This is a genomic window from Marivita cryptomonadis (assembly GCF_002115725.1).
GTDB lineage: Bacteria > Pseudomonadota > Alphaproteobacteria > Rhodobacterales > Rhodobacteraceae > Marivita > Marivita cryptomonadis.
This window is the reverse complement of record NZ_JFKD01000014.1, coordinates 43,746-65,780: the sequence shown is the minus strand read 5'-3', so window position 1 is coordinate 65,780 and position 22,035 is coordinate 43,746. Positions and strand designations below refer to the sequence as shown.

The following is a 22,035-nucleotide window of genomic DNA, read 5'->3' as shown; positions in this document are numbered from 1 at the left end:
CCACATTAAGAACGCGAGGATTTCCTCAAGATCGATGGCCACTTTGTAGCACTTGGGTGTGCCCCCCAGATATGAAGTGATCATTTTGACGTCCCTTTAAGTTTATGAGTCTGCACAGCTGTCGCCGAAGCAACCAGCGCATCCTTGACCGGGATGAAAGTGAAGCCAAAAGTCTTTTCGGCCTTCGCGCTAGACACAGCGAGGGTGCGGCCGACATTTTCGAGCACACCTTTGACGTCCTTGGAAAACAGCCCCATGATCCGTAGCAGCCAGACGGGGGCCTCACGGCCAGGTGTCTTCAGACTGGCGTCCCAGCTTTTCAGCATGTTGCCAAATTCGAGCAAGGAATAGGTTCCGCTTGCGGCCGCAAAGCGTTCGCCTTTGGCCGCCTCAAGGTTGATCGCTGCGACATGCATCCGCGCGACGTCCCGCACATCAACGGCCACCATATCGACAGGTGGCGCCATCGGGATTTTGCCGGTCACCAACTGTTCGACCAGTTCAAGCGACGCGCCATAACGTGCATCCATCGGTGGGCCAAAGACTGCGCCGGGGTTGATTGTCGTCAGCGCAATATTGGGGTTCTCTGCGACAAAGTCCCAGGCGGCTTTTTCTGCTAGTGTCTTGGAGGCTTCATAGGACCCGACCGAACGATCTTCAGGCGTTGTCCAGTTGGTTTCGTCTGACGGATGCATCTTCGGCTTGTCCGACTGCTTGTAGATCGCCGCACAGGACGACGTCAAAATCACACGCGTCATTCCGGCTTGTTTGGCCGCACGCATCGCGCGGAGCGTGCCGTCGACTGCTGGGCGGATCAAGTCTTGAGGATCTTTCGGCTCTGTCAGCGGAAATGGCGAGGCGGTGTGCATCAAGACATCACAGCCTTGCAGGGCAACCTGCCAGCCTTCGTCCTTGGTCAGGTCCAATGTGGCGAATTCCAGTGTCGCGTCTGGAAAGAGCCCCTGCAATTCTGCCTTGCGTTTGTCAGAGCGGATTGAAGCGCGAACCTGATAACCCTGTTCCAGCAGTTCGCGCAGAATGTGTTTGGCAATGAAACCGGACGCGCCGGTCAAGAAGACTTTCGTCATTTGAATACTCCTTGGGGTTTTCGATGATGGCAGAGGCTAGGCAGACTATTCAGCCAGCGCCTCAATCAGCAGATCAGAGAACAGCCGTGTGCTGTTCTGTTGCTGACCAGTGATGATCTGCCCGTCACGGATCGCAAACGGCGCAAGCGGGGCCGCAGATTCAAATGTGGTGTTGGGGTTCTTCTTTGCCTCGGTCTCGATGGTGTATTCGTTCACCTTGGTCCCCAAAGCCGCATCCATCATCTGTTCTTCGCTGTCGGGATAGCCTGTCCAAGTCTTGCCATCCGCCATCAGCGTGCCGTCGCTCAGCGTCGTCCAGAGCATCAGGCAGGTGCCGTGGCATATCAGACCGATGATCTTGCCGCTTTCGTAGAAATCAGCGATCAGCTTGTGCAACGCGGTATCGTCTTTGAACGTTACCAACGGACCACCACCGCCAGCGACGCAGACGGCATCATACTGGCTGATATCGAGATCAGCGATGGACGGGGTGTTTTCCAACAGTTTGCCAAAGGTCGCGTGGTGCTTGAACCCGAGCGTGATCAGGTCATTGGGATATTGCGTCGCCTCATTTTCGGGGTCCGAAAAGCCGTCGAACGCGACCTTGCCCCCTTTGGGCGAAGCGATATCGACTGTGCAGCCAGCCCGCATCAGGTCAAAGAATGGGCCGGTCATTTCCTCTGCGAAGAATCCAACTGGAAACCCCATAAGGGTGGCAGGGTTCGAAACGATATAGAGAACCTTCTTGCCCGCCATACTTGAATTGGCGTGGCGGCGGATAGCAGTAGATGTGGTCATGTGTCCTCACAATGATCAGATTGCGTTGATCTGAATGTGGACACTCAGGCGGACTGCGTCACTCGCAGGGCGTGCCACAACACTTGCGGTTTGCGCCATTTAGGCGCTCTGCCGATGTGCCTCGCGCCACGCCTCGGGTGTAGAGCCTGTCCAACGACGAAATGCCCTGAAGAACGAATTTGGGTCCTCAAAACCAAGCAAAAAGCTCACCTCTGCCGCACCAAGCTTGGTATTCGTCAGATAGTGCTGCGCCAGCCGCATACGCGCGGCGTTCAGAACATCCAGCCACGATGTTCCCTCTTCCGAAAGTCGCCTTTGGAGTGATCGGCGGCTGACGGCAAGTTCACCGGCTACGTCATCAATCTGCGTCCGTCCGCTTGGCAGCAGCTCCAGCAGGGCATTCTCGACGCGGGTGCGCATACCGAGGTCTTCGCGGGCGGCGTCCATCCGACGCCGCAAATCCGGCTCAAAGGACTGCCACATCTGAGTGTCATGTGTCAGGAAGGGTCGCATGGCGTCGATAGGATCGAGACTGAACGACGCGGTGTCACCATAAGTGACCCCACACCCGAACCAGTCTTCAAAGGCGGAGGTCTCTTGGAGTGCCGATGGTAGGACAACAGCCTGCGGCACAACCCGCCTGCGCGTGGCGCGGCGCAGCAAATTAACAAGAAAGACGATCTCGGTTGCCGCAAGCGTAGCTGGCAAATCAGGTCGAGACTTGCACCGGTAGGTAAATCGGGTCGCGGCGGGCATCACCTCCACATCAAGGCTGAAGGCTCCGACAAGGCGTTTGAATTCACCAAGCCGCTGCCCCGCCACCGTCATGTTGGGCGCGCACATGGCCGCAAAGAAAGCAGGATCGAAGAACTCGCTCGCTTCAATCTGGCCAAGCTTGAGCGCCAATGTCGGTGACTGCGCCTCTGCGTCAAAGCTTTCCCAAAGTGCGTAGAATTCATCCAGTGTGATGCGATTGCCGTCACCGTCCAACAGCCCGCTTGGCAGGCCCGCTCGGCGCAAAACTGCCGTGGCGCTCAGGCCAAGATCGGCGAGCATCAGCCGCCAGACCTTTCCCACATGTACCGTCGGTTTCTGAGATGAACGCTGCATGGGCCCCTCCAGAACCCGATGATAGTGGAAGGACGCTGTTAAGCCTAATGCCCTATGCGCCAACTCACTTGCTTGATGTGCCATTGCATATGTTTGGTGGCTGCCCCGCATCCACAGCTTCTCTCCGCCATTGCCGGTTTTTGCGGTGTTTGAGATATGGCAAATATCGGCAATTGGTCGGAAAAACGCCTGGTTCCGAACGGTCCTGCAGACCGCGAGTTCGCTTGTGCCCCGACTTTGCGGTCGCAGCGAACAGCCGGTTCGACGGACCGCACTGCAGCATCCCAGATGGTCGTTGGATGTCAGCTTTGAGCCAAGAAAGTCTTGCCCTATGGCCGGTCAACGCCGCGCAGACGTGGTGCATGGACCGGGCTTCTTAGCAGAAGAGCCGCCGCAACGCCCGCGAGCGCGCCGAACAGATGAGCTTCCCAAGACACTCCGGGTTGCCCCGGCAGCACGCCCCACAGGAGGGAGCCATAGAGCCCCCCGATGACGACTGCGGCGCCCAGTGTGACGGGTGAACGATCGACTAAGCCCCGTGCAATCAGGAAGCCGAACCAGCCGAAGATCAGCCCCGATGCGCCGACGTGAATTGCAGGGCTACCGAGTATCCAGACGAGGCCGCCGCCGAGCGCGACTATCATCATGTTCACAGCCAACAAGGCCCGTGTCGCGGTTGCCATAAGCAGTCCCCCCATGACAAGCAAGGGCGGCGTGTTTGCTATGAGGTGGGCGAAACTGCCGTGCAGCAGGGGCATCGCGACAATCCCATCCATCCCGCTGACGTGACGCGGGACCAGGCCGAAGGCTGGGTTCAAGCCATAGCCACTGATCCAATTGACGATCTGAATCGCCCACAGCAGGGCGACGAAGGCGGCAAGCGCCGCTGCTCTGCGCAAGAAGGCGTGCATCTGGTTTTGAGTTCTCATGAAGTCGATGGTAATCTCCGGCCCGGCGGGTTCAACGGTTATCAAAGGCGCCCGGCAGGAGCCCGGATCATGCCGCGAGGTGCTGTTGGACGAACGGGGCAGCACGCCTTCGGCCTCCCCTACATCATAGCCTTAAACCATGTCAGTGCTTTACCAGCGGCAGCAGAGCCGCTTACTGCTTCACGAGTCGGATGGTCAAAGGCGCACCACCACCTTGTATCTCAAGCAGGCGGTCGATGTTCGGATGCGCACCGGGCCGGTTTCGCGCGTCCTCGGTATGCTCCGAAAAGACTGCCAATCCATGTGTCGCCGCTTCGGCATTCAGAACCCCATAGGTCGCGAACAGATATTGGTAGACCGCCAAGGACCCTTGCTTGCCCGGTTGGTTCTCGATGAACGCGACCACATCGCCGGCGGCATCCATCATCTCCAGCCTCTCGATCCCGTCAATGGATGGCAGGTTCTGAAGGTTCTCCTTAAACGAAGTTACGGGCTGTTTCATCCGACTGTCCTTTCAAATGTCACTCGGAATCTCCATACCAAACCATGGAATGCCAAGCCAAGGTCACGAAGGCGCCGGGTCAAAATGGATCTGCACATCGGCCCCCTCAACTCTGCAGCGGCAATGAATGTCAAGTTCGGGAAACCCGAGCCGCAGCGATGGCTAAACGGGTGAACGGCAGCTTCGGGCCGTCTTTGCTGGCGGTATGCCATCCGAGGTCGCGACTATTCTGCGACTGACCTAATGGCCCTCAGCTTCCAAAACTCGGCGATCTCGGGCAAATCGCTGTTTTATATGAATTTATTGAAATCTTCAATTTTGAATGGCCATTTTCAGTGTGTCGTGATGGTCAAAAAACCCCGAAAATGGCCATTTATTGGTGGGTCCGACAACAATGAGAGACCCCCCCTCACCCACACTTGCTATGCCCACATGACCCACACGTCATGCAACCTTCGACCATACGCATGTCATACTGTCCGCAGCTTGGGCACGCCTTACCGCGTCCGCCGGACAGGTTGACCACTTGGGCTTGCGGATCGGACTTCAGACCCATGCCTTCGCCTGCAAGGAACCCGATCGCGATCATGTGCTGTTCGATCACGCCACCGATGGCGGCGAGGATCGACGGGATGTACTTGCCGTTCACCCAGGCGCCGCCGCGCGGATCGAACACCGCTTTGAGTTCTTCGACCACGAAAGACACATCGCCACCGCGCCGGAACACCGCCGAGATCATCCGCGTCAGGGCGACGGTCCACGCAAAATGCTCCATGTTCTTCGAGTTGATGAACACCTCGAAAGGACGCCTGTGCCCACCGACGATAATATCGTTGATCGTCAGGTAAATCGCGTGTTCGCTGTCGGGCCATTTCAGCTTGTAGGTTGCGCCTTCCAGCGCCTTGGGCCGATCGAGCGGTTCGGACATGTAAATCACGTCACCATGCGGCTGCTGCGGTTCTTCGTCCGAAGACGTCACAACCTCTGGCGCATCGGCCTTCTTCTCTTCCGACACACTCAGCACAGACCCGGTCACATCGTTCGGACGATAGGTCGTGCAGCCTTTACAGCCGGTCTCGAACGCCTCCATGTAGACGTCCTTGAACGCCTCGAAACTGATATCTTCGGGGCAGTTGATCGTCTTGGAGATCGAACTGTCCACCCATTTCTGCGCCGCTGCCTGCATCTTCACATGCTCTAGCGGCGCCAAAGTTTGCGCGTTCACAAAGTACTCTGGCAACGCCCAGTCACCGAATTTCTCGCGCCACATCTGCACCGCGTAATCGACCACCTCTTCCTCGGTGCGGGTGCCGTCCTTCTGCAAGACCTTGCGAGTGTAGGCATAGGCAAAAACCGGCTCGATCCCCGATGACACGTTGCCAGCGTAAAGCGAAATCGTCCCCGTCGGCGCGATCGACGTGAGCAGCGCGTTACGGATGCCGTGTTCGCGGATGGCGTCGCGCACGTCCTCGTCCATCATCTGCATGGTGCCGGAGGCAAGGTACTTGTCGGCATCGAAGAGCGGGAACGCGCCCTTCTCCTTGGCCAATTGCACCGACGCCAGATAGGCGGCGCGGGCAATCGCGTGCAACCAGCGCTCGGTCTGGCGCGCCGCCTCGTCCGATCCATAGCGCAGGCCCAGCATCAAAAGCGCATCCGCCAGCCCGGTTACTCCCAAGCCGATGCGCCGTTTGGCATGTGCCTCCGCCCGTTGCGCCTCCAACGGAAAGCGCGAGGCATCTACCACGTTGTCCATCATCCGCACTGCGGTCGCGACCAAGTCGTTTAGCGCGTCCACATCCAATGCCGCAGCATCCTCGAACGGGTCCGTCACCAGCCGCGCCATGTTGATCGACCCCAGCAGACAGGCACCATAGGGCGGCAAGGGTTGTTCACCGCAGGGGTTCGTGGCCGCGATTGTCTCGACATAGCTCAGGTTGTTGGCCTGATTGATCCGGTCGATAAAGATCACGCCCGGCTCGGCATAATCATAGGTCGCGCGCATGACGCGGTTCCACAGATCGCGCGCCTGCACAGTGCGGTAGACCTTGCCGTCAAAAACCAAATCCCACGACCCGTCCGTCTTGACCGCTTCCATAAAGTCATCCGTGACGAGCACCGACAGGTTGAACATCCGCAGCCGCGCCGCATCCGCTTTTGCCCCGATGAAATCCTCGATATCCGGGTGATCGCAGCGCATCGTCGCCATCATCGCACCGCGCCGCGACCCTGCCGACATGATGGTGCGGCACATCGCGTCCCACACATCCATGAAAGACAGCGGGCCCGAGGCATCCGCCGCCACACCTTTGACCCCTGCCCCCTTGGGCCGGATCGTGCTGAAATCATAGCCGATCCCGCCGCCCTGCTGCATTGTCAGCGCAGCCTCTTTCAGCATTTCGAAAATGCCGCCCATGCTGTCTGGGATCGTGCCCATCACAAAGCAATTGAACAGCGTTACCGAACGCGCCGTCCCCGCACCCGCTGTGATGCGGCCGGCGGGCAGGTATTTGAAATCCTCAAGCGCGCCGTAAAACCGATCTTCCCAGACCTTCGGCTCTGCTTCCACCTCGGCCAAGGACCGCGCGATCCTGCGCCACGTGTCCTCGACCGTGGTGTCCAGCGCAGTACCATCCGCCTCTTTCAGGCGGTATTTCATATCCCAGATCTGTTCAGCAATCGGAGCGGTAAAGCGAGACATGGCGGCGATTCCCCTGTGGCAGCAGACAGACAAGATAGCGCAAAAATCGACAAATCCACAACGTCTAGATTGCGTGGGCGATCACCCTACCACATCCTGCGCCGCCTGTGGAGAACCCTGTGGATAAACCAGCATTCGGTTTTTGGCGATGCAGGGCTTATTTCGCCCATAACGAGAATAAACATTGTATTCCTACCTGATCCCCCCCATATCAGTCGGGCAAAGATTCTTCCGACGACCTTCTGTTTCCTAACGGCCTCAGGCGATCCTACGACGACACTGAGCCGGGCCATCGCATGTTGCGGGTGGCGACAAAATTCTAGGAGACAACACGATGGCAAATGGCACCGTGAAATGGTTCAACGGCACAAAAGGCTTTGGCTTTATCGCACCCGAGCATGGTTCGAAGGACATCTTCGTACACATCTCCGCGCTGGAACGCGCCGGAATTCACCAGCTTGACGATGGTCAGGCTGTGACGTTCGACGTTGAAAGCGGCCGTGATGGCCGCGAAAGCGCGACAAATCTTGCTCTGGCATAAGCCTAGCTACGACTGATTTCTAAGCGGGCGCGGTTCTCGGACAGCGCCCGCTTTTTCGTTTGACGACGTCACCCCTCAAGACGGGGCCCCCAATGGCCCCTCACCGTCAAGGAGATTGAATGATGGCAAAGTTGACAAAAGACACTCTCTTCAAGGCACCCCAGACACGCGCAGAAACCGTGATGGACAAGACCACTCGCGTCGTCCGCGAGATGCTCGACACGGAAACCGAACAACGCGAAGCGAAAACCCAACGCCTGCGCAAGACGCGGTTGGAACGCGAAGCAACGGACAGCGGCAAAACGCCTGCGACCAAAACCAAGACCCGAAAAACCCCAGAGTAACCGGGTCCAAAGCCGACTGGGCCGCTTGAACCCGGCCCCACGCCCGCTATGATCTGACCCACGGGGGACAGACAAATGGCAGGCACAATTCACCTCATCAAACTCTCTGTCGGCTCCGACAGTGTAGAGCAGATCGAGGATTGGCAGCAAAACCGCTCCAAACAGCGGGCGAACGGCCAATATTACCACCTCACACGCATGTGGCCCAAGCGCGAAGCCGAGCTGCTGAACGGCGGATCGATCTATTGGGTTGTCAAAGGATTGCTGCAAGCCCGCCAACGCATCATCGGTCTGGAAGAAATCACTGGCGACGACGGTATCCGCCGCTGCGGTATCGTTCTGGCACCCGAATTGGTCCGCACCGCCACCGCGCCCAAACGCCCGTTTCAGGGCTGGCGCTATCTCAAACCCGAAGACGCGCCACCCGATCTTGGCAAATCGCGCCTGAATGACGACACGTTGCCCCCAGAACTGGCAGGCGCATTGGCTGAAATCGGCGTGCTCTGACCCACACGCACAAAAGCCCTGCACGGCTGCACTGGCAGCGTGGGCCAACAAACCTTAGGTTTGGCGTCAAGCCATCAGTGATCAGGACAGTCAACATGACCGACAGCTACACCCCCCCCAAAGTCTGGACGTGGGACAAGGAAAACGGCGGTAAATTCGCCAGCACCAACCGCCCCATTGCAGGCGCGACCCATGACAAGGAATTGCCGGTCGGCAAACACCCATTCCAGCTTTACAGCCTTGCAACCCCGAACGGCCAAAAGGTCACCATCATGCTGGAAGAGCTGCTGGCCGCAGGTCACACCGGCGCTGAGTATGACGCGTGGCTGATCAAGATCGGCGATGGCGACCAGTTCGGCTCTGATTTTGTCGACATCAACCCGAACTCCAAGATCCCCGCCCTGATGGACCGCTCTGGCGACACGCCTGTGCGCGTGTTCGAATCCGCCGCGATTCTGATGCATCTGGCCGAAAAGTTCGACGCCTTCCTCGGCGCACCGGAAAACCGCGCCGAAATGCTGAGCTGGTTGTTCTGGCAGATGGGCAGCGCGCCTTATCTGGGCGGCGGCTTTGGCCATTTCTATGCCTACGCACCAGAACCGATGGAATACCCAATCAACCGCTTCGCGATGGAAACCAAGCGCCAGCTTGACTTGCTTGACCGCCAACTGGCCCAAAACGACTTCATCAGCGGACCCGATTACACCATCGCCGACATGGCGATCTGGCCTTGGTATGGCGGGCTTGTTCTGGGTCGGCTCTACAACGCCGCCGAATTCCTGGATGTCGAAAGCTACACAAACGTGATCCGCTGGGCCAAAGCGATTGACGCGCGCCCGGCAGCCAAGCGTGGCCGCATGGTCAACCGTGCCTTTGGCGACCCCAGCGAACAGCTTCACGAACGTCACGACGCGTCCGATTTCGACACCAAGACACAAGACAAGATCGCAGCCGCTGAATAAGCCGCCGCATCGCGCGCGCCAAACTCGAATTTTGGCGCGCGCCCGCATTGCCCCGGCCCAACTGGGCGTTACCTCTCCCGCATGAAAGATGACATCGACCCGCGCAGCCGCGCCGTCCCCACAGGACGCGCCTCCCGAGCCGTCCGTATGGGCGGTCTGGCTGGTGGACTCCTGACCTCTGCCGCGGCCGAAGGCGCAAAGCATTTGCTGCGCGGACAACGCCCGTCGCCCCGCGATATGTTCCTGACCCCATCAAACGCCCATCGCCTGACGCAACAACTGTCCCAGATGCGCGGCGCGGCGATGAAGATGGGCCAACTCCTGTCCCTCGAAGCGGGCGATCTGCTCACACCCGAACTGGCTGCCGTGCTGCGACCGTTGCAAGCGCAGGCCCATTTCATGCCCCCGGCGCAACTCAAACACGTGTTGACCAAGGCATGGGGCGCAGATTTCACCAAACGGTTCAAAAAATTCGATGTCCGCCCCATCGCCGCCGCCTCCATCGGGCAAGTCCACCGCGCCCAGACCCGCGATGGGCGCGATCTGGCGATCAAGGTGCAATATCCCGGCATCCGCGACAGCATCGACAGCGACCTGCGCAACCTTGCCAGCCTCATGCGTCTGTCCGGCATGATGCCCAAAGGCCTTGACCTCAAACCTCTGCTCGAGGACGCCCGCGCACAACTGCACGAAGAGGCCGACTACGACCAAGAGGCCCGCAGCCTTGTCCGTTTCGGCGACCTTCTGAGCGACGACCCCGATTTCATCGTCCCAGCCTATCACGACGACCTCTCCACGCGCGATATCCTGGCGATGGAATACATCCCCTCCGATCCGATCGACACGCTGGAAGACGCGGACCAGATCACGCGCAACCAGATGGCCGAACGGCTGATCACCCTGATGATGCGCGAAGTGTTCGAATTTCACCTCGTTCAATCCGACCCCAACTTCGCCAATTTCCGCTGGCAACCCGACACAGGCAAACTGGTACTGCTCGACTTCGGCGCGACCCGGGTTCTGTCACCAAACCTCGTGGCACAGTCCCGCGCGATCCTGCGGCCGTCGTTGGACAACGACCTGACCGGCATCGCCGACGCCCTGCGCGGGCTGGGTTTGTTGTCAGATGCCCTGCCTGAAAAGACGCGCCTCGAGATTCTAGCCATGGTCGAAATGGCAAACGCACCGATGCTGCATCCCGATGGGTTCGATTTCGGCGACACCACTCTGGTGTCCGACCTGCGCGACCGTGGCATGGCCTTGGGCCGTGACCGGTCAATCCAGCATATTCCTCCGACCGAGGTGCTGTACCTGCAACGCAAAGCCGCCGGGCTGTTCCTGCTGGCCACGCGCCTGCGCGCGCACATCACGCTGCGGGATTTGTTCCAACGGCAAATATGACGCGCAAAACGCGCGGGCCGGTTTGGTCTATCCGGCGACGGAATGCCCTGCGTTATACACCCAACCGCTCGATCAACGCCCGCAGAACCACACGATCCGCATCGGTCTTGTCGGCCACCCGGCTGCGGAACAGCGTCGCCTGACTCTCCAGCACAGGTGGTTCGTCCAAGATCTTGAGGTGGTTTGCCCGCAACGTTTCTCCAGTCGAAGTGATGTCGGCAATCGCCTCGGCTGTCAGGTTCTTGACCGTGCCTTCGGTTGCCCCCTGACTGTCCACCAATTGGTAATCCGCCACGCCGCCCCGGCGCAGGTAATCGCGCACCAGCCGATGATACTTGGTGGCAATCCGCATCCGAAATCCGTGCCGCGCGCGAAATGCGGCGGCCGCACCGTCCAGATCATCCAGCGTATCTACATCCACCCAGCAATGCGGCACCGCCACGATCAGGTTCGCGTGGCCAAAGCCCAAGGGGGCCAGCGGTTCAACCTTCTGATCCCACTGCACCAGCTTTTCCTGGATCAGATCGTTGCCCGTCACTCCAAGGTGAATGCGCCCCGCAGCCAGCTCGCGCGGAATCTCGCCAGCCGACAGCAAGACCAGATCGACACCGTCCACGCCCTCGACCGCGCCCGCATATTCGCGGTCCGATCCCGTCCGAGAAAGCGTCACACCCCGCGCACCGAACCAGTCAAAGGTCTTTTCCATCAGCCGCCCCTTGGACGGCACACCCAGCTTGATCGTCATCGCAGCCCCCCAAGTTCGAGAACCACGTCAGGCCGGATGACTCCGCCCACTGCAGGGTTTTCGCGCCCCTGCCCCAACCGCCGGGTCAGCGCATCATAGCGCCCACCCGTGGCGACGGGTGGCAGGTCAGGCCGTGTTTCGCTGTAAAAGCCGAACACGAACCCATCATAATACTCCATCGACGTGCGCCCATAAGACGCCTCGAACGGCAGCGCATCCACGTCGATGCCGCGCTGCACCATCGCCTCGCAGCGTGCTTCGAACCGGTCGAGAGCGGGCAGCAATCCGGGCAGATCAACCGCGATATCGCGCAAGTGTTCCAACGCGTTCGGGCAGGTTTCCGACACCGCCAGAACTGCTGCGATCAGATCAACAATCTCGGACGACATCGGTGCCTGTGCCGCATCCGCGCGCAAGGCGTCAATCCGGTTTGCGATCTCGCGTTCGCTGCGCAACCCGATCATCACGCCGTCTTCCGGCAATCCTACATCCGAGGCCAGCAGTGCCGCCCGTGACGGTGGCACCGGTGTCAGACCTGCAAAGCGTTTGACCAAAGCGGTAAATCGCGCAGGCCGCCAGATGTGCCGCATCAACGCCGCGCGGCGGTCCTCGGTGGTGTTCAGACCTTCGACCATGGCGATAAGAATACCGATATCCCCAGTCGCCGCGCGCAGGCCAAGCGGCGCCAAAGCGTCAGAAAACTGCCCAAACACATCAGCATCCGCCGCCGCCGCGTTGGCGCCACCAAATTCTTCGTACCCCACCTGCATGTATTCGCTGCGGCGGTCCGGGTGGTCTTCCTGTTTGCGGAAAACCTCTCCGAAATAGGTGTAGCTGGCAGGCAGGCCATCACCCGACATGTGATACTGCACCACCGGCACGGTGAAATCCGGGCGTAACATCATCTCGCCGCGCTCCGGGTCTGTCGTCACATAGGCTCGCGCCCGGATGTCCTCACCGTATAGGTCCAACAGAACCTCGGCGGACAGCAGGATGTCGGTTTCAAACCGTGCTGCCCCAGCAGCCACAAAGCCGTCGCAGATGGCTTCGGCCTCGATCCGGACGCGGGACTTATAAGGAATGTCTTGCGCCATCAGGAATAGCTTTCGAGGATCTCGCGCACTTTGGAAACAAGCTGATCACGCGGCACTTCGAACTGGTTTGGTCGGTCCTGCCATTCCTCAAGGCTCGCGCTTTCCGCGATCTTGGCCCCAAGGATCAGGTCCTTGATCTGCACCACACCATTGGCCTTTTCGTCACCACCTTCGATCACCGCTACGGGCGAATTGCGCTTGTCCGCGTATTTCAGCTGGTTGCCGAAATTCTTCGGGTTCCCCAGATAGACCTCGGCCCGGATGCCTGCGCTGCGCAGTTCGGCCACCATCGCCTGATAGTCACCCATCCGGTCGCGATCCATGACGGTAACCACCACCGGACCCGCGCTTTGGCTGCCGATCCGGCCTTTTTCACGCAGGGCAGCCAAAAGGCGATCCACACCGATGCTGACCCCTGTGGCGGGGACCGGCTGGCCGGTAAAGCGCTTGACCAGATCGTCATACCGCCCGCCGCCAGCGACCGACCCGAACTGCCGCTTTCGGCCCTTTTCATCGAGGATTTCAAAGGTAAGCTCGGCCTCGAACACCGGGCCGGTGTAATAGCCAAGACCACGCACCACGGATGGATCAATGACGATGCGATCCGGCCCATAGCCGCCAGCAGCCAGCAGATCAGCGATCTGCTCAAGCTCTGCCACACCTTCTGCCCCAATCGTGCTATCACCAATCGCCGCCTTCAGATTTTGAATCGTCTGCGCCGCAGTTTCGCCCTTGGAGGTTAAGAACGCGATAACAGGCTCGGCCTGCGCATCACTCAGACCCACACCGTCAATATAAGCACCTGAGGCATCCAACCGACCCTTGCCCAGCAACTCGCGCACACCGGCTTCACCCACCTTGTCGAACTTGTCGATGGTGCGCAGAACTGCGTCGCGTTGGGCGTCGTCATTCAGGCCCATGGCTTCAAGCACACCGTTCAAAACCTTCCGGTTGTTCACTCGAACAATGTAATCTCCGCGCGGAATGCCCACGACTTCCAAAGTATCCGCCAGCATCGCACAAATCTCTGCATCCGCGGCAACAGACCCGGACCCAACCGTATCCGCATCACATTGATAAAACTGGCGAAACCGCCCCGGCCCCGGCTTTTCATTGCGCCACACCGGCCCCATAGCATAACGCCGGTAGGGCAGCGGCAGATCATTGCGGTGTTGTGCATAGACCCGCGCCAAAGGCGCTGTCAGATCATAGCGCAGCGCAAGCCAATCGCCCTTATCGCCGTCCTCATCTTCCTGCCACGCAAACACGCCCTCGTTCGGGCGATCCACATCGGGAAGGAACTTGCCCAGCGCCTCAACGGTCTCAACCGCAGAGCTTTCCAAAGCGTCGAACCCATAGCGATGATAGACCCCTGCGATCTGCGCCAACATCTCGGCGCGTTCGGTTACTTCCGTGCCGAAATAGTCGCGAAAGCCCTTGGGCGTCTGCGCCTTGGGCTTGGGGGCTTTTTTCTCTTTGGCCATGGTCAATTCCCGCCTGGGCTTGAGTGTCGCGCCTCCTCTAAACGCTGGAACCCGAGGGGGCAAGCAGAGCCGCACCTCCCGTATAGGCGCGTTGGTTAACAAAAGGTTAAATGGGCCGGATCGGACCCAATGTTTCGCGCGCGAAACAATAGGTCACTTTGCGGACCCATTGCCTCTTGCCATCGCCGCTTAGTCGGCACATCTGTGGGACATGGATACCACCGCCCTCGAAGAACGCATCGCGCATCTGATGCGCATTACCGACGACCTGTCTGACACCGTGGCGCGACAGGCCAAGGAAATCGACCGCCTGACGGCGCGGGTCGAAATGTTGTTGATGCGCGAGGCAGAACGCGAAGCCGAAGGATCTGGCGGTATGGTGCTTGGCGATGAACGCCCGCCACATTACTAGACCGCAGCTTAATTGCTGCGAATGTCGGTTTCCACAACTTCGCCGTCATGCAGCAAAATCGTCTTCCATTCTGGGTTCGATCCAAACGTTTCATAGACGCTGACAAAAGCTGTCGTGCGCGCAAGTTGCGACATGGACGACCCGCACGGCTTGCCCTTTCCGACACGACACACACGCGACTTCAGGGTCTCGTATGCGGCATCGGTCGACGAATAGGGCTGAACCTTGGACGGCAAACCATAGCGCAACTGCTCGTGTGTTTCGGGGCTGCCGAACAAGGCCAACGCCGCCGTAAACTGCCGCGCACATCCATCATCAAACCCAGTCACGTAGAATGTGTGCGGGGCGGTGTTGCCGGGTTGTGAATCGTAAAGCGCATAAACAGACCGCGACTCGGGATATCTCTCGACCCGAGTACCAAGCTGCCGATCCGGTACGTCACATACCCGTGCAAGCACACCGTAAGGCAGAGCGGTGCCCATCGGGACAATCCGGTAATCCGGCGCGTCTGGTTTTGGGCCTCGGGCCCGTGCGATTTCCACCGCAGGAGCGGCATCACTCTGCGTCTGCGGCGGGGCGGCGGCCAATTGGGTGCCATCATCTGCCTGAGCCGTCTGCGCAGCCCGGCTCAAGAACCCAAGCAAGCCACGGCGCGGCGCAGGCTCGCTGGCAGGTTGGGGTACTTCGGCTGTCGCATCTGCATTTTCGGACTCTACAATCGTGGCGTCCACGTCAGCCGCTGCTTCGGCCACCGCTGGTTGCGACGCCCCATCGCCCACTCCGAAAAGGCGTCCGAAAAAGCCTGTGGGCTTTGCCTCTGGCGCGACACCTGCGTCGTCCACGATGTCAGCATCGCTGCGCAATGCCGCTTGGATGTCGCTGTCGGTCACGTCGGTTTCGGATAAACGCGGCACACCGCTGAGAGGATCGCTGGCACATCCGGCCACAAGACTGCACACGATCAGGATTGCCGCGATACGGATCATCTGTTCCCCCAACTCCGATGCGGCACCCTAGCGACGCGCGTTCTTCCCGTCCAGCAAGCCGCACGCGACTTTCCGCTGTGCGAGGATCACAATTCTTCGACGTCGAGTACACCGCCCAGCGACTTGATTGCGCCCTTGATTTCCGGCGTCACAGGGAACTCGCGCGCCAGCGCCACATCAACCTCACCGGGCAAGCCAGGCGCGTTCAGGCAGCATATACGGATCGGCCCCTTGCCGGCCTTGGGCAATTGATCCGCCGCACGGCTCAGCACCGAGGCCACGTGCGGGACAACTTCGATCTCATCGACAAAAATGCGCAGCCCCATGCTCACCGCGTCAGCCACGGCGATATCCACGGGCGCCACGGACCGCCCAAGCAGTTTAAGCTGATCAGATTCAAGCGTCGCCTCAACGGTGACCATGACCTTCGATCCGGTTTCCAAGTGATCACGTGCCGCCTCGAGCGTGTCCGAGAACAGCGTGACCTCGTACGCCCCGGTTGGATCGCTGAGCTGCGCAAAGGCAAAGCGGTTACCGCGTGCTGACTTGCGTTCCTGTCGCCCCGCCACGACCCCCGCCATCTTGACCACACACGGCCCGTTCTGTGCCTTGGCCAGCACATCATCCAGCGTCATCGCGCCTTTGCGTTTGAGCGCGGTCATGTAATCGTCGAGCGGGTGACCAGAAAGGTAGAAGCCCACAGCCTTGAACTCTTCTGAAAGGCGTTCAGCGGGCAGCCAATCGGTTACCGGCGACAGGCGCGGCTCTGGCAGGTCGTCACCCGCCTCACCAAACAGCGACACCTGCGCCGAGGCGCGTTGTTCGTGGATCGCGGCGGAATAGCCGACCAGCGCATCCAGGCTTTCGAACACGCGGCGGCGGTTGCGGTCCAACTGGTCGAAGGCACCAGAGCGCGCAAGCATTTCCAGCGGGCGTTTGCCCACGCGCTTCAGATCAACCCGTCGGGCGACGTCAAACAGATTAACAAATGGTTTATCATTGCGCCCGTCGACGACCAGTTTCATCGCCTCAACGCCAACGTTCTTCAAAGCGCCCAGCGCATAAACCAACGCCCCGTCCTGTACATCGAACATCGCCTGCGACCGGTTCACGCAAGGCGGCACCCAAGGCAGGCTTAGCCCCTTCTTCACCTCTTCGAAAAACACACCCAGCTTGTCGGTCAGATGAATATCGCAATTCATCACCCCTGCCATGAACTCGACCGGGTGGTTCGCCTTGAGCCATGCTGTCTGGTAGCTGACCACGGCATAGGCCGCAGCGTGGGATTTGTTAAAGCCGTAGTTGGCGAATTTCTCCAGCAGGTCGAACACCTCGGAGGCTTTTTTCGCCTCAACGCCGTTCTCTGCCGCGCCCTTTTCGAATTTCGGGCGTTCGGCGTCCATCGCCTCTTTGATCTTCTTGCCCATCGCCCGACGCAGCAGGTCGGCACCGCCAAGGCTGTAGCCCGCCATGACCTGCGCGATCTGCATCACCTGTTCCTGATAGACGATGATACCCTGCGTTTCCTCAAGGATGTGGTCGATCAGTGGATGCACCGACTCGCGCTCTTTCAGCCCGTTCTTGACTTCGCAATAGGTCGGGATGTTCTCCATCGGACCGGGACGATACAGCGCCACAAGTGCCACGATGTCCTCGATGCAGGTTGGCTTCATGCGCTTGAGCGCATCCATCATGCCCGAGCTTTCCACCTGGAACACCGCGACAGTCTTGGCGGCGGCGTAGAGCTTGTAGCTTTTCTCGTCATCCAGAGGGATATGACTGACGTCGTTTTCTGCGCCTTTGGCGGGTTGGTAAAGCTCGGTCCCATCGGCGGCGATGTGCAGGTCGCGCCCGGTCTTGAAGATCATGTCCAGCGCATACTGGATCACGGTCAGCGTCTTGAGGCCGAGGAAGTCGAACTTGACCAGCCCGGCCTGTTCCACCCATTTCATGTTGAACTGGGTCGCCGGCATGTCCGAGCGGGGGTCTTGGTACAGCGGCACCAGCGCGTCCAGCGGGCGGTCCCCGATCACCACACCGGCGGCGTGGGTAGAGGCGTTCCGCAGCAGCCCTTCGACCTGCTGACCATATGTCAGAAGCCGGTCCACCACCTCTTCCTCGCGCGCCATCTCGCGCAGGCGCGGCTCGTCGATCAGCGCCTTCTGGATGCTGACAGGTTTGACCCCTTCGACCGGGATCATCTTGGACAGGCGGTCCACCTGCCCATAGGGCATCTGTAACACCCGCCCCACATCGCGCACCGCCGCCTTGGACAAAAGCGCACCAAAGGTGATGATCTGGCCCACCTTGTCGGTGCCATACTTGTCCTGAACATAGCGGATAACCTCTTCACGGCGGTCCATACAGAAGTCGATGTCGAAATCCGGCATCGACACACGTTCCGGGTTCAGGAAGCGTTCGAACAGAAGCTGGTAGCGCAATGGGTCGAGGTCGGTGATGGTCAGCGCATAAGCCACCAGAGAGCCAGCCCCCGAGCCCCGTCCCGGCCCCACCGGGATGTCCTGATCCTTGGCCCATTTGATGAAGTCGGCAACGATCAAGAAGTATCCGGGAAAGCCCATGCCTTCGATAATGCCTAACTCAAACTCAAGCCGCTTTTCATACTCTTCGACCGACGCGGCGTGCGGGATTACGGCAAGGCGATCCTTGAGACCCGCACGTGACTGCCGCTTGAGTTCCTCGACCTCGTCATCCGCGAATTTCGGCAGGATCGGATCGCGGCGATAGGCCATGAAGGCGCAACGCCGGGCGATCTCAACCGTGTTCTGGATCGCCTCGGGCAGATCGGCAAACAGCGTCGCCATCTCTTGCGGCGACTTGAAGTAGTGCTGCGGCGTCAGACGGCGGCGCGGTTCTTGCTGGTCGACATAGGCACCCTCGGAAATACAGATCAGCGCATCATGCGCCTCGTACATGTCAGATTTGGGGAAATATACATCGTTGGTCGCCACCAAGGGCAGACCCATCGCATAGGCCATTTCGACAAAAGGGCGTTCTGTCAGGCGTTCATTTTCCGGCAGACCGTTCTCCCCCGGATGCCGCTGCAACTCGACGTAAAGCCGATCATCAAATATCCCGGCCAACCGCTGCATCACCGCCTCGGCGGCACCACGGTTGCCCTGTTGCAGGACACGCCCCACCGCCCCATCCGGCCCACCGGACAGGCAGATCACTCCGTCGCTGTGCTGTTCCAGCTCGTCCAGCGTCACATGCGGCAATTCCCCATCCCGACGCAGGTAAAGGCAGGAATTGAGCTTCATGAGATGCTCGTACCCGACTTCGCTCTGCGCCAGCAGAACCACAGGCGCAGGCGGCTTTGCCCGCTCGCCCGGCACGGGGTCAGCCACCCGCAGGTCGACCTGACAGCCGATGATGGGCTGAATACCCGCCCCCGCCGCACCAACCGAAAACTCCAGCGCCGCAAAGAGGTTGTTGGTATCGGTCAGCGCCACCGCTGGCATACCTTTGGCCGTGCACAGATCGGGCAGCTTCTTGAGCCGCACCGCCCCTTCCAAAAGCGAATATTCGGAATGGACACGCAGGTGAATGAATCGGGGATCAGCCATGACGTCCACGATATGCTGGGGTCGGCCTGTGTGAAAGCCCCAGATCTCGGTTTTCCACAGGATTACATGTGACCGGCTCAAGCCTCCCTGAAAGACAGCACAAAGGCTTGGCTGTATCCTTAAGCGGAACAAGGCCCTAAGCTGCCCCACAAAGGAATCGTGCATGAAATGGATCTTTGCCCTCATCGGATGCTTGATGCTCGGCGGTGTGACAACGCTCATCCTGAAGGAACCAAGCGATGCCGATCACGCGGCTGCCACCCCGCGCGCGATGCTCATGGCGCTGCGCGATCCGTCGGGCACAGGGCCACTGGACGGCCAGCGGTTCGACACAGTCATGGGATTGCAGGGCAAACCACCCGAACTTGAGGACTATGTGCAATTCAGCCACGGGCTGTTCATGTCACGCGAATGCACCGATCGGTGCAACTACCCGCCCAGCGCCTATCTGGTGCGCGAGGTCGAAGGCGGCACGGATTTCATCGTCGAAGCCTACTGTCCCACCAAAAACACAACCATGGTCTGGCGCGGAACGGTCCGGGATGACACGGTTCATGGCACCGTCACGTGGACTGTGTCGCGCTGGTATTGGGACACGCAGCAGGTGCTTGAGTTCAAGGGAAGTTTGTCGGATCAGCCCGTTGAGGTGTTGACCAACCTATGACCGACGACCAGACGGCGGACCTGCGCTTTTACCTTGGTCTGGCGCTGCGCCTTGCAGTGCTGATCGCTGTCCTGCTGGGGGCCGTGCACCTGTCGGCGCAGGTCAAGGACGCCCTCGGGTTCGAGGTCATGCCGCACAACGAAGCGTTGATGCACAAGATGATCCTGTTGGGGCTGCTCAGCTACGTCCTGATCACAGCACTGCCCTTCGTACCCGGAGCCGAAATCGGCATGACTCTGCTTACCGTGTTCGGCGCGCAGATGGCACCGTTCATCTATCTGGCGACAATCCTCAGCCTGACGCTGGCCTATGGTGTGGGCCGTCTGGTGCCGCTTGATGCAGCGGCCCGGACCCTGCGCGCGCTGCGTATCGTGCGAATTGCCGAATTTCTGGAACAGCTCTGCGCAATCGACCGCAAGGATCGCCCCGACATGCTGATCGCCATGACAGGCCAGCCGGCGCTGCGGCGGCTGGCACGGCACCGATACGTCGCACTTGCCGTCCTGATCAACGTGCCGGGAAATGCCGTGATCGGAGGTGGGGGTGGGCTCGCCTTTGCCGCCGGAATGAGCGGCGTATTCTCTGTGCCTGCCTTCCTGCTCACTGTTGCGATTGCCGTTTTGCCCGTGCCACTGGCAATCTTCGCGTTTGGCGCGTGATCGTTTGAGAACTCCGAAAACCATTTCTTTCCAGATATTTGTGTGTGCCACAGGTCAGCGAAAAGCACAGTAGCATTGCAATCTTGAAATCTGACCACTCCCAATTGTTAGCCGTATGGCTAAGTTAATCTTGACAGCCGATTGCAAGCAGAATTACTTAGCCACATGGCTAACCATCTCGACTCTATCTTCGCTGCAATGGCCGACCCGACCCGCCGGGCGGTGATCGAACGCCTGCTCGACGGCCCCGCCAGTGTTTCTGACCTGCACAGACCACATGACATGGCGCTGCCCTCTTTCCTCAAACATCTGGGCAAGCTTGAAAGCGCCGGTCTGGTGCGGTCGGAAAAAACCGGTCGTACCCGTGTCCTGCACATCGAAGCCGCCCCCATGGCCGCCGCCGAAGACTGGCTCGCCCGACAGCGCAAGCTGTGGGAGGGTCGTCTGAACCGGTTGCAGGCGCTGGCCGAAGCCCTTGAAAGGCCCAAAACATGACCGCCCCCATCGCCACTTTCCGCCTGACCCGCACCATCGCCGCAGCGCAAGACCGCCTTTGGCACCTTTTAACCGACGCCAAGTCACGTGAACTCTGGGGTGGACCGTCAGACGACGTTGTGCTGGTGCTGGAAATCACTGACCTGCGCGAAGGCGGGCAGGAACGCCACCGCTGCGGGCCCGCGGACAACCCGGAATTCACCGTCGACACCCATTGGTATCACATCGAAAGCCCTACCCGGGCCTGTTTCAGCGAGACGGTAACGGCAGGTGGGCAACGGTTCGGCGTGTCGCTGGTCACCTATGTGCTGGAGGCAGACGGCCCGGCCACAACCCTCACAGTCGATGTCGCGGTCGCCTCGATGACCGGCGACGACATGCAGGACGATTTCCAATCTGGCTGGACCAGCGGCCTCGCCCGGCTGGAGCATCTCATCAGCACAGGAACGCTGGCATGACCTTCAACCCCGACACAGATCTCAAGATCGAACGCCTGATAAACGCCGCGCCCGAAACCATCTGGCGCTGCTGGGCCGAACCGGAGCTTTTCAAACAATGGTTCGTGCCGCATCCTGTCGAAGTGACCGAGGTCGACAACGACCTGCGCCCCGGTGGGCGCGCCTTCAACGTGATGAAGCTGCCCGATGGGACGCTGATGGAAAACGACGGGTGTTTCCTGCTGGCCGATCGGTACACCCGGCTGGTCTTCACCGACGGTGTTCTGTCCGGTTTTCGCCCCTCCCCCAACCCCGCCTTCATGACCGCCGACATTCGCCTGATCCCACAGGACGGCGGCACGCTTTACGCTGCTCATGTCATGCACTCCGATTCGAAAAAGCGTGACGAACACGAAAAAATGGGCTTTTTCGACGGATGGGGCACCACTCTCGAGCAGTTGGCAGCGCTTGCTCAACGCCTTTGAAACAGGCACTGGAACAGAACCACTCGCGACTTCTGCACAAATTCTCTTGCCAAACCGCGCCCCGCTTGCCTAGCTTCGATGAACGACAGGGAACACCCCGCGCA

Annotated in this window: 22 protein-coding genes; 11 read left to right on the top strand and 11 right to left on the bottom strand. The window is 59.8% G+C overall.

Annotation, left to right across the window (positions count from 1 at the left end; genetic code table 11):
- Positions 1–80 precede the first annotated feature (80 nt).
- From MCRY_RS15555 to MCRY_RS15530, 6 genes are all read right to left on the bottom strand, one after another.
- On the bottom strand, positions 81–1,088 hold the full coding sequence (locus tag MCRY_RS15555) for an SDR family oxidoreductase (RefSeq protein ID WP_085631536.1): 1,008 nt from the start codon (positions 1,086–1,088) through the stop codon (positions 81–83).
- A 45-nt stretch (positions 1,089–1,133) separates the two neighbouring features.
- Positions 1,134–1,886, bottom strand: coding sequence for a type 1 glutamine amidotransferase domain-containing protein (locus MCRY_RS15550; protein ID WP_085631534.1), 753 nt, complete (start codon positions 1,884–1,886; stop codon positions 1,134–1,136).
- 99 nt (positions 1,887–1,985) lie between these two features.
- A complete protein-coding gene (locus MCRY_RS15545) occupies positions 1,986–2,996 on the bottom strand; it encodes an AraC family transcriptional regulator (protein ID WP_171046001.1) in 1,011 nt (336 codons plus the stop codon).
- Positions 2,997–3,325: 329 nt separating this feature from the next.
- Positions 3,326–3,907, bottom strand: coding sequence for a rhomboid family intramembrane serine protease (locus MCRY_RS15540; RefSeq protein ID WP_085631645.1), 582 nt, complete (start codon positions 3,905–3,907; stop codon positions 3,326–3,328).
- 190 nt (positions 3,908–4,097) lie between these two features.
- Positions 4,098–4,427, bottom strand: coding sequence for a DUF2322 family protein (locus tag MCRY_RS15535; RefSeq protein ID WP_085631530.1), 330 nt, complete (start codon positions 4,425–4,427; stop codon positions 4,098–4,100).
- 409 nt (positions 4,428–4,836) lie between these two features.
- Positions 4,837–7,128, bottom strand: a complete 2,292-nt coding sequence (locus MCRY_RS15530) for an adenosylcobalamin-dependent ribonucleoside-diphosphate reductase (RefSeq protein ID WP_085631528.1) — start codon at positions 7,126–7,128, stop codon at positions 4,837–4,839.
- 334 nt (positions 7,129–7,462) lie between these two features.
- Here MCRY_RS15530 and MCRY_RS15525 point away from each other — a divergent pair, with 334 nt between their 5' ends.
- The 5 genes from MCRY_RS15525 (at position 7,463) to MCRY_RS15505 (ending at position 10,883) form a co-directional block, all read left to right on the top strand.
- Entirely contained in the window at positions 7,463–7,669 is a 207-nt protein-coding gene (locus tag MCRY_RS15525; RefSeq protein WP_085631526.1) for a cold-shock protein, read from the top strand.
- Between the two features lie 122 nt (positions 7,670–7,791).
- The gene (locus MCRY_RS15520) at positions 7,792–8,013 is read left to right on the top strand and encodes a hypothetical protein (RefSeq protein WP_138487523.1); all 222 of its coding nucleotides are present in this window, start codon (positions 7,792–7,794) and stop codon (positions 8,011–8,013) included.
- Between the two features lie 75 nt (positions 8,014–8,088).
- Positions 8,089–8,520, top strand: a complete 432-nt coding sequence (locus MCRY_RS15515; RefSeq protein ID WP_085631521.1) for a DUF1489 family protein — start codon at positions 8,089–8,091, stop codon at positions 8,518–8,520.
- A gap of 95 nt (positions 8,521–8,615) precedes the next feature.
- On the top strand, positions 8,616–9,482 hold the full coding sequence (gene yghU, locus MCRY_RS15510; RefSeq protein WP_085631519.1) for a glutathione-dependent disulfide-bond oxidoreductase: 867 nt from the start codon (positions 8,616–8,618) through the stop codon (positions 9,480–9,482).
- An 81-nt stretch (positions 9,483–9,563) separates the two neighbouring features.
- On the top strand, positions 9,564–10,883 hold the full coding sequence (locus tag MCRY_RS15505) for an ABC1 kinase family protein (protein WP_085631517.1): 1,320 nt from the start codon (positions 9,564–9,566) through the stop codon (positions 10,881–10,883).
- Positions 10,884–10,935: 52 nt separating this feature from the next.
- Here the strand turns inward: MCRY_RS15505 and hisG are convergent, their stop codons facing one another.
- Genes hisG through hisS form a run of 3 tightly spaced genes read right to left on the bottom strand, consistent with a single transcriptional unit; the run spans position 10,936 to position 14,206 of the window.
- Positions 10,936–11,628: an ATP phosphoribosyltransferase gene (hisG, locus tag MCRY_RS15500; protein WP_085631515.1), complete on the bottom strand. Its 693-nt coding sequence runs from the start codon at positions 11,626–11,628 to the stop codon at positions 10,936–10,938.
- Positions 11,625–12,722, bottom strand: a complete 1,098-nt coding sequence (locus MCRY_RS15495) for an ATP phosphoribosyltransferase regulatory subunit (protein WP_085631513.1) — start codon at positions 12,720–12,722, stop codon at positions 11,625–11,627. Before MCRY_RS15495 ends, hisG begins: the two co-directional genes overlap by 4 nt.
- Entirely contained in the window at positions 12,722–14,206 is a 1,485-nt protein-coding gene (gene hisS, locus MCRY_RS15490) for a histidine--tRNA ligase (RefSeq protein ID WP_085631511.1), read from the bottom strand. The genes MCRY_RS15495 and hisS overlap by 1 nt, the downstream gene beginning before the upstream one ends.
- Before the next feature lie 211 nt (positions 14,207–14,417).
- Between hisS and MCRY_RS15485 the strand changes: the two genes are divergently transcribed.
- The gene (locus tag MCRY_RS15485; protein WP_085631509.1) at positions 14,418–14,618 is read left to right on the top strand and encodes a SlyX family protein; all 201 of its coding nucleotides are present in this window, start codon (positions 14,418–14,420) and stop codon (positions 14,616–14,618) included.
- Positions 14,619–14,626: 8 nt separating this feature from the next.
- On the opposite strand, the gene MCRY_RS15480 is transcribed toward MCRY_RS15485, so the two are convergent.
- Together MCRY_RS15480 and dnaE are read right to left on the bottom strand one after the other, a co-directional pair.
- A complete protein-coding gene (locus MCRY_RS15480; protein WP_138487524.1) occupies positions 14,627–15,604 on the bottom strand; it encodes a hypothetical protein in 978 nt (325 codons plus the stop codon).
- Positions 15,605–15,690: 86 nt separating this feature from the next.
- Positions 15,691–19,191: a DNA polymerase III subunit alpha gene (dnaE, locus tag MCRY_RS15475; protein ID WP_085631505.1), complete on the bottom strand. Its 3,501-nt coding sequence runs from the start codon at positions 19,189–19,191 to the stop codon at positions 15,691–15,693.
- A 163-nt stretch (positions 19,192–19,354) separates the two neighbouring features.
- Between dnaE and MCRY_RS15470 the strand changes: the two genes are divergently transcribed.
- The 5 genes from MCRY_RS15470 to MCRY_RS15450 all read left to right on the top strand — a co-directional run bounded on the left by MCRY_RS15470 (position 19,355) and on the right by MCRY_RS15450 (position 21,931).
- Complete coding sequence (locus MCRY_RS15470) at positions 19,355–19,855, top strand: hypothetical protein (RefSeq protein WP_085631503.1); 501 nt, start codon at positions 19,355–19,357, stop codon at positions 19,853–19,855.
- A complete protein-coding gene (locus MCRY_RS15465) occupies positions 19,852–20,514 on the top strand; it encodes a hypothetical protein (RefSeq protein ID WP_085631501.1) in 663 nt (220 codons plus the stop codon). Before MCRY_RS15470 ends, MCRY_RS15465 begins: the two co-directional genes overlap by 4 nt.
- Before the next feature lie 165 nt (positions 20,515–20,679).
- The gene (locus MCRY_RS15460) at positions 20,680–21,009 is read left to right on the top strand and encodes an ArsR/SmtB family transcription factor (RefSeq protein WP_085631499.1); all 330 of its coding nucleotides are present in this window, start codon (positions 20,680–20,682) and stop codon (positions 21,007–21,009) included.
- A complete protein-coding gene (locus tag MCRY_RS15455; protein ID WP_085631497.1) occupies positions 21,006–21,467 on the top strand; it encodes an SRPBCC domain-containing protein in 462 nt (153 codons plus the stop codon). The genes MCRY_RS15460 and MCRY_RS15455 overlap by 4 nt, the downstream gene beginning before the upstream one ends.
- Entirely contained in the window at positions 21,464–21,931 is a 468-nt protein-coding gene (locus MCRY_RS15450; RefSeq protein ID WP_085631495.1) for an SRPBCC family protein, read from the top strand. The genes MCRY_RS15455 and MCRY_RS15450 overlap by 4 nt, the downstream gene beginning before the upstream one ends.
- The last annotated feature ends 104 nt before the right edge of the window (positions 21,932–22,035 follow it).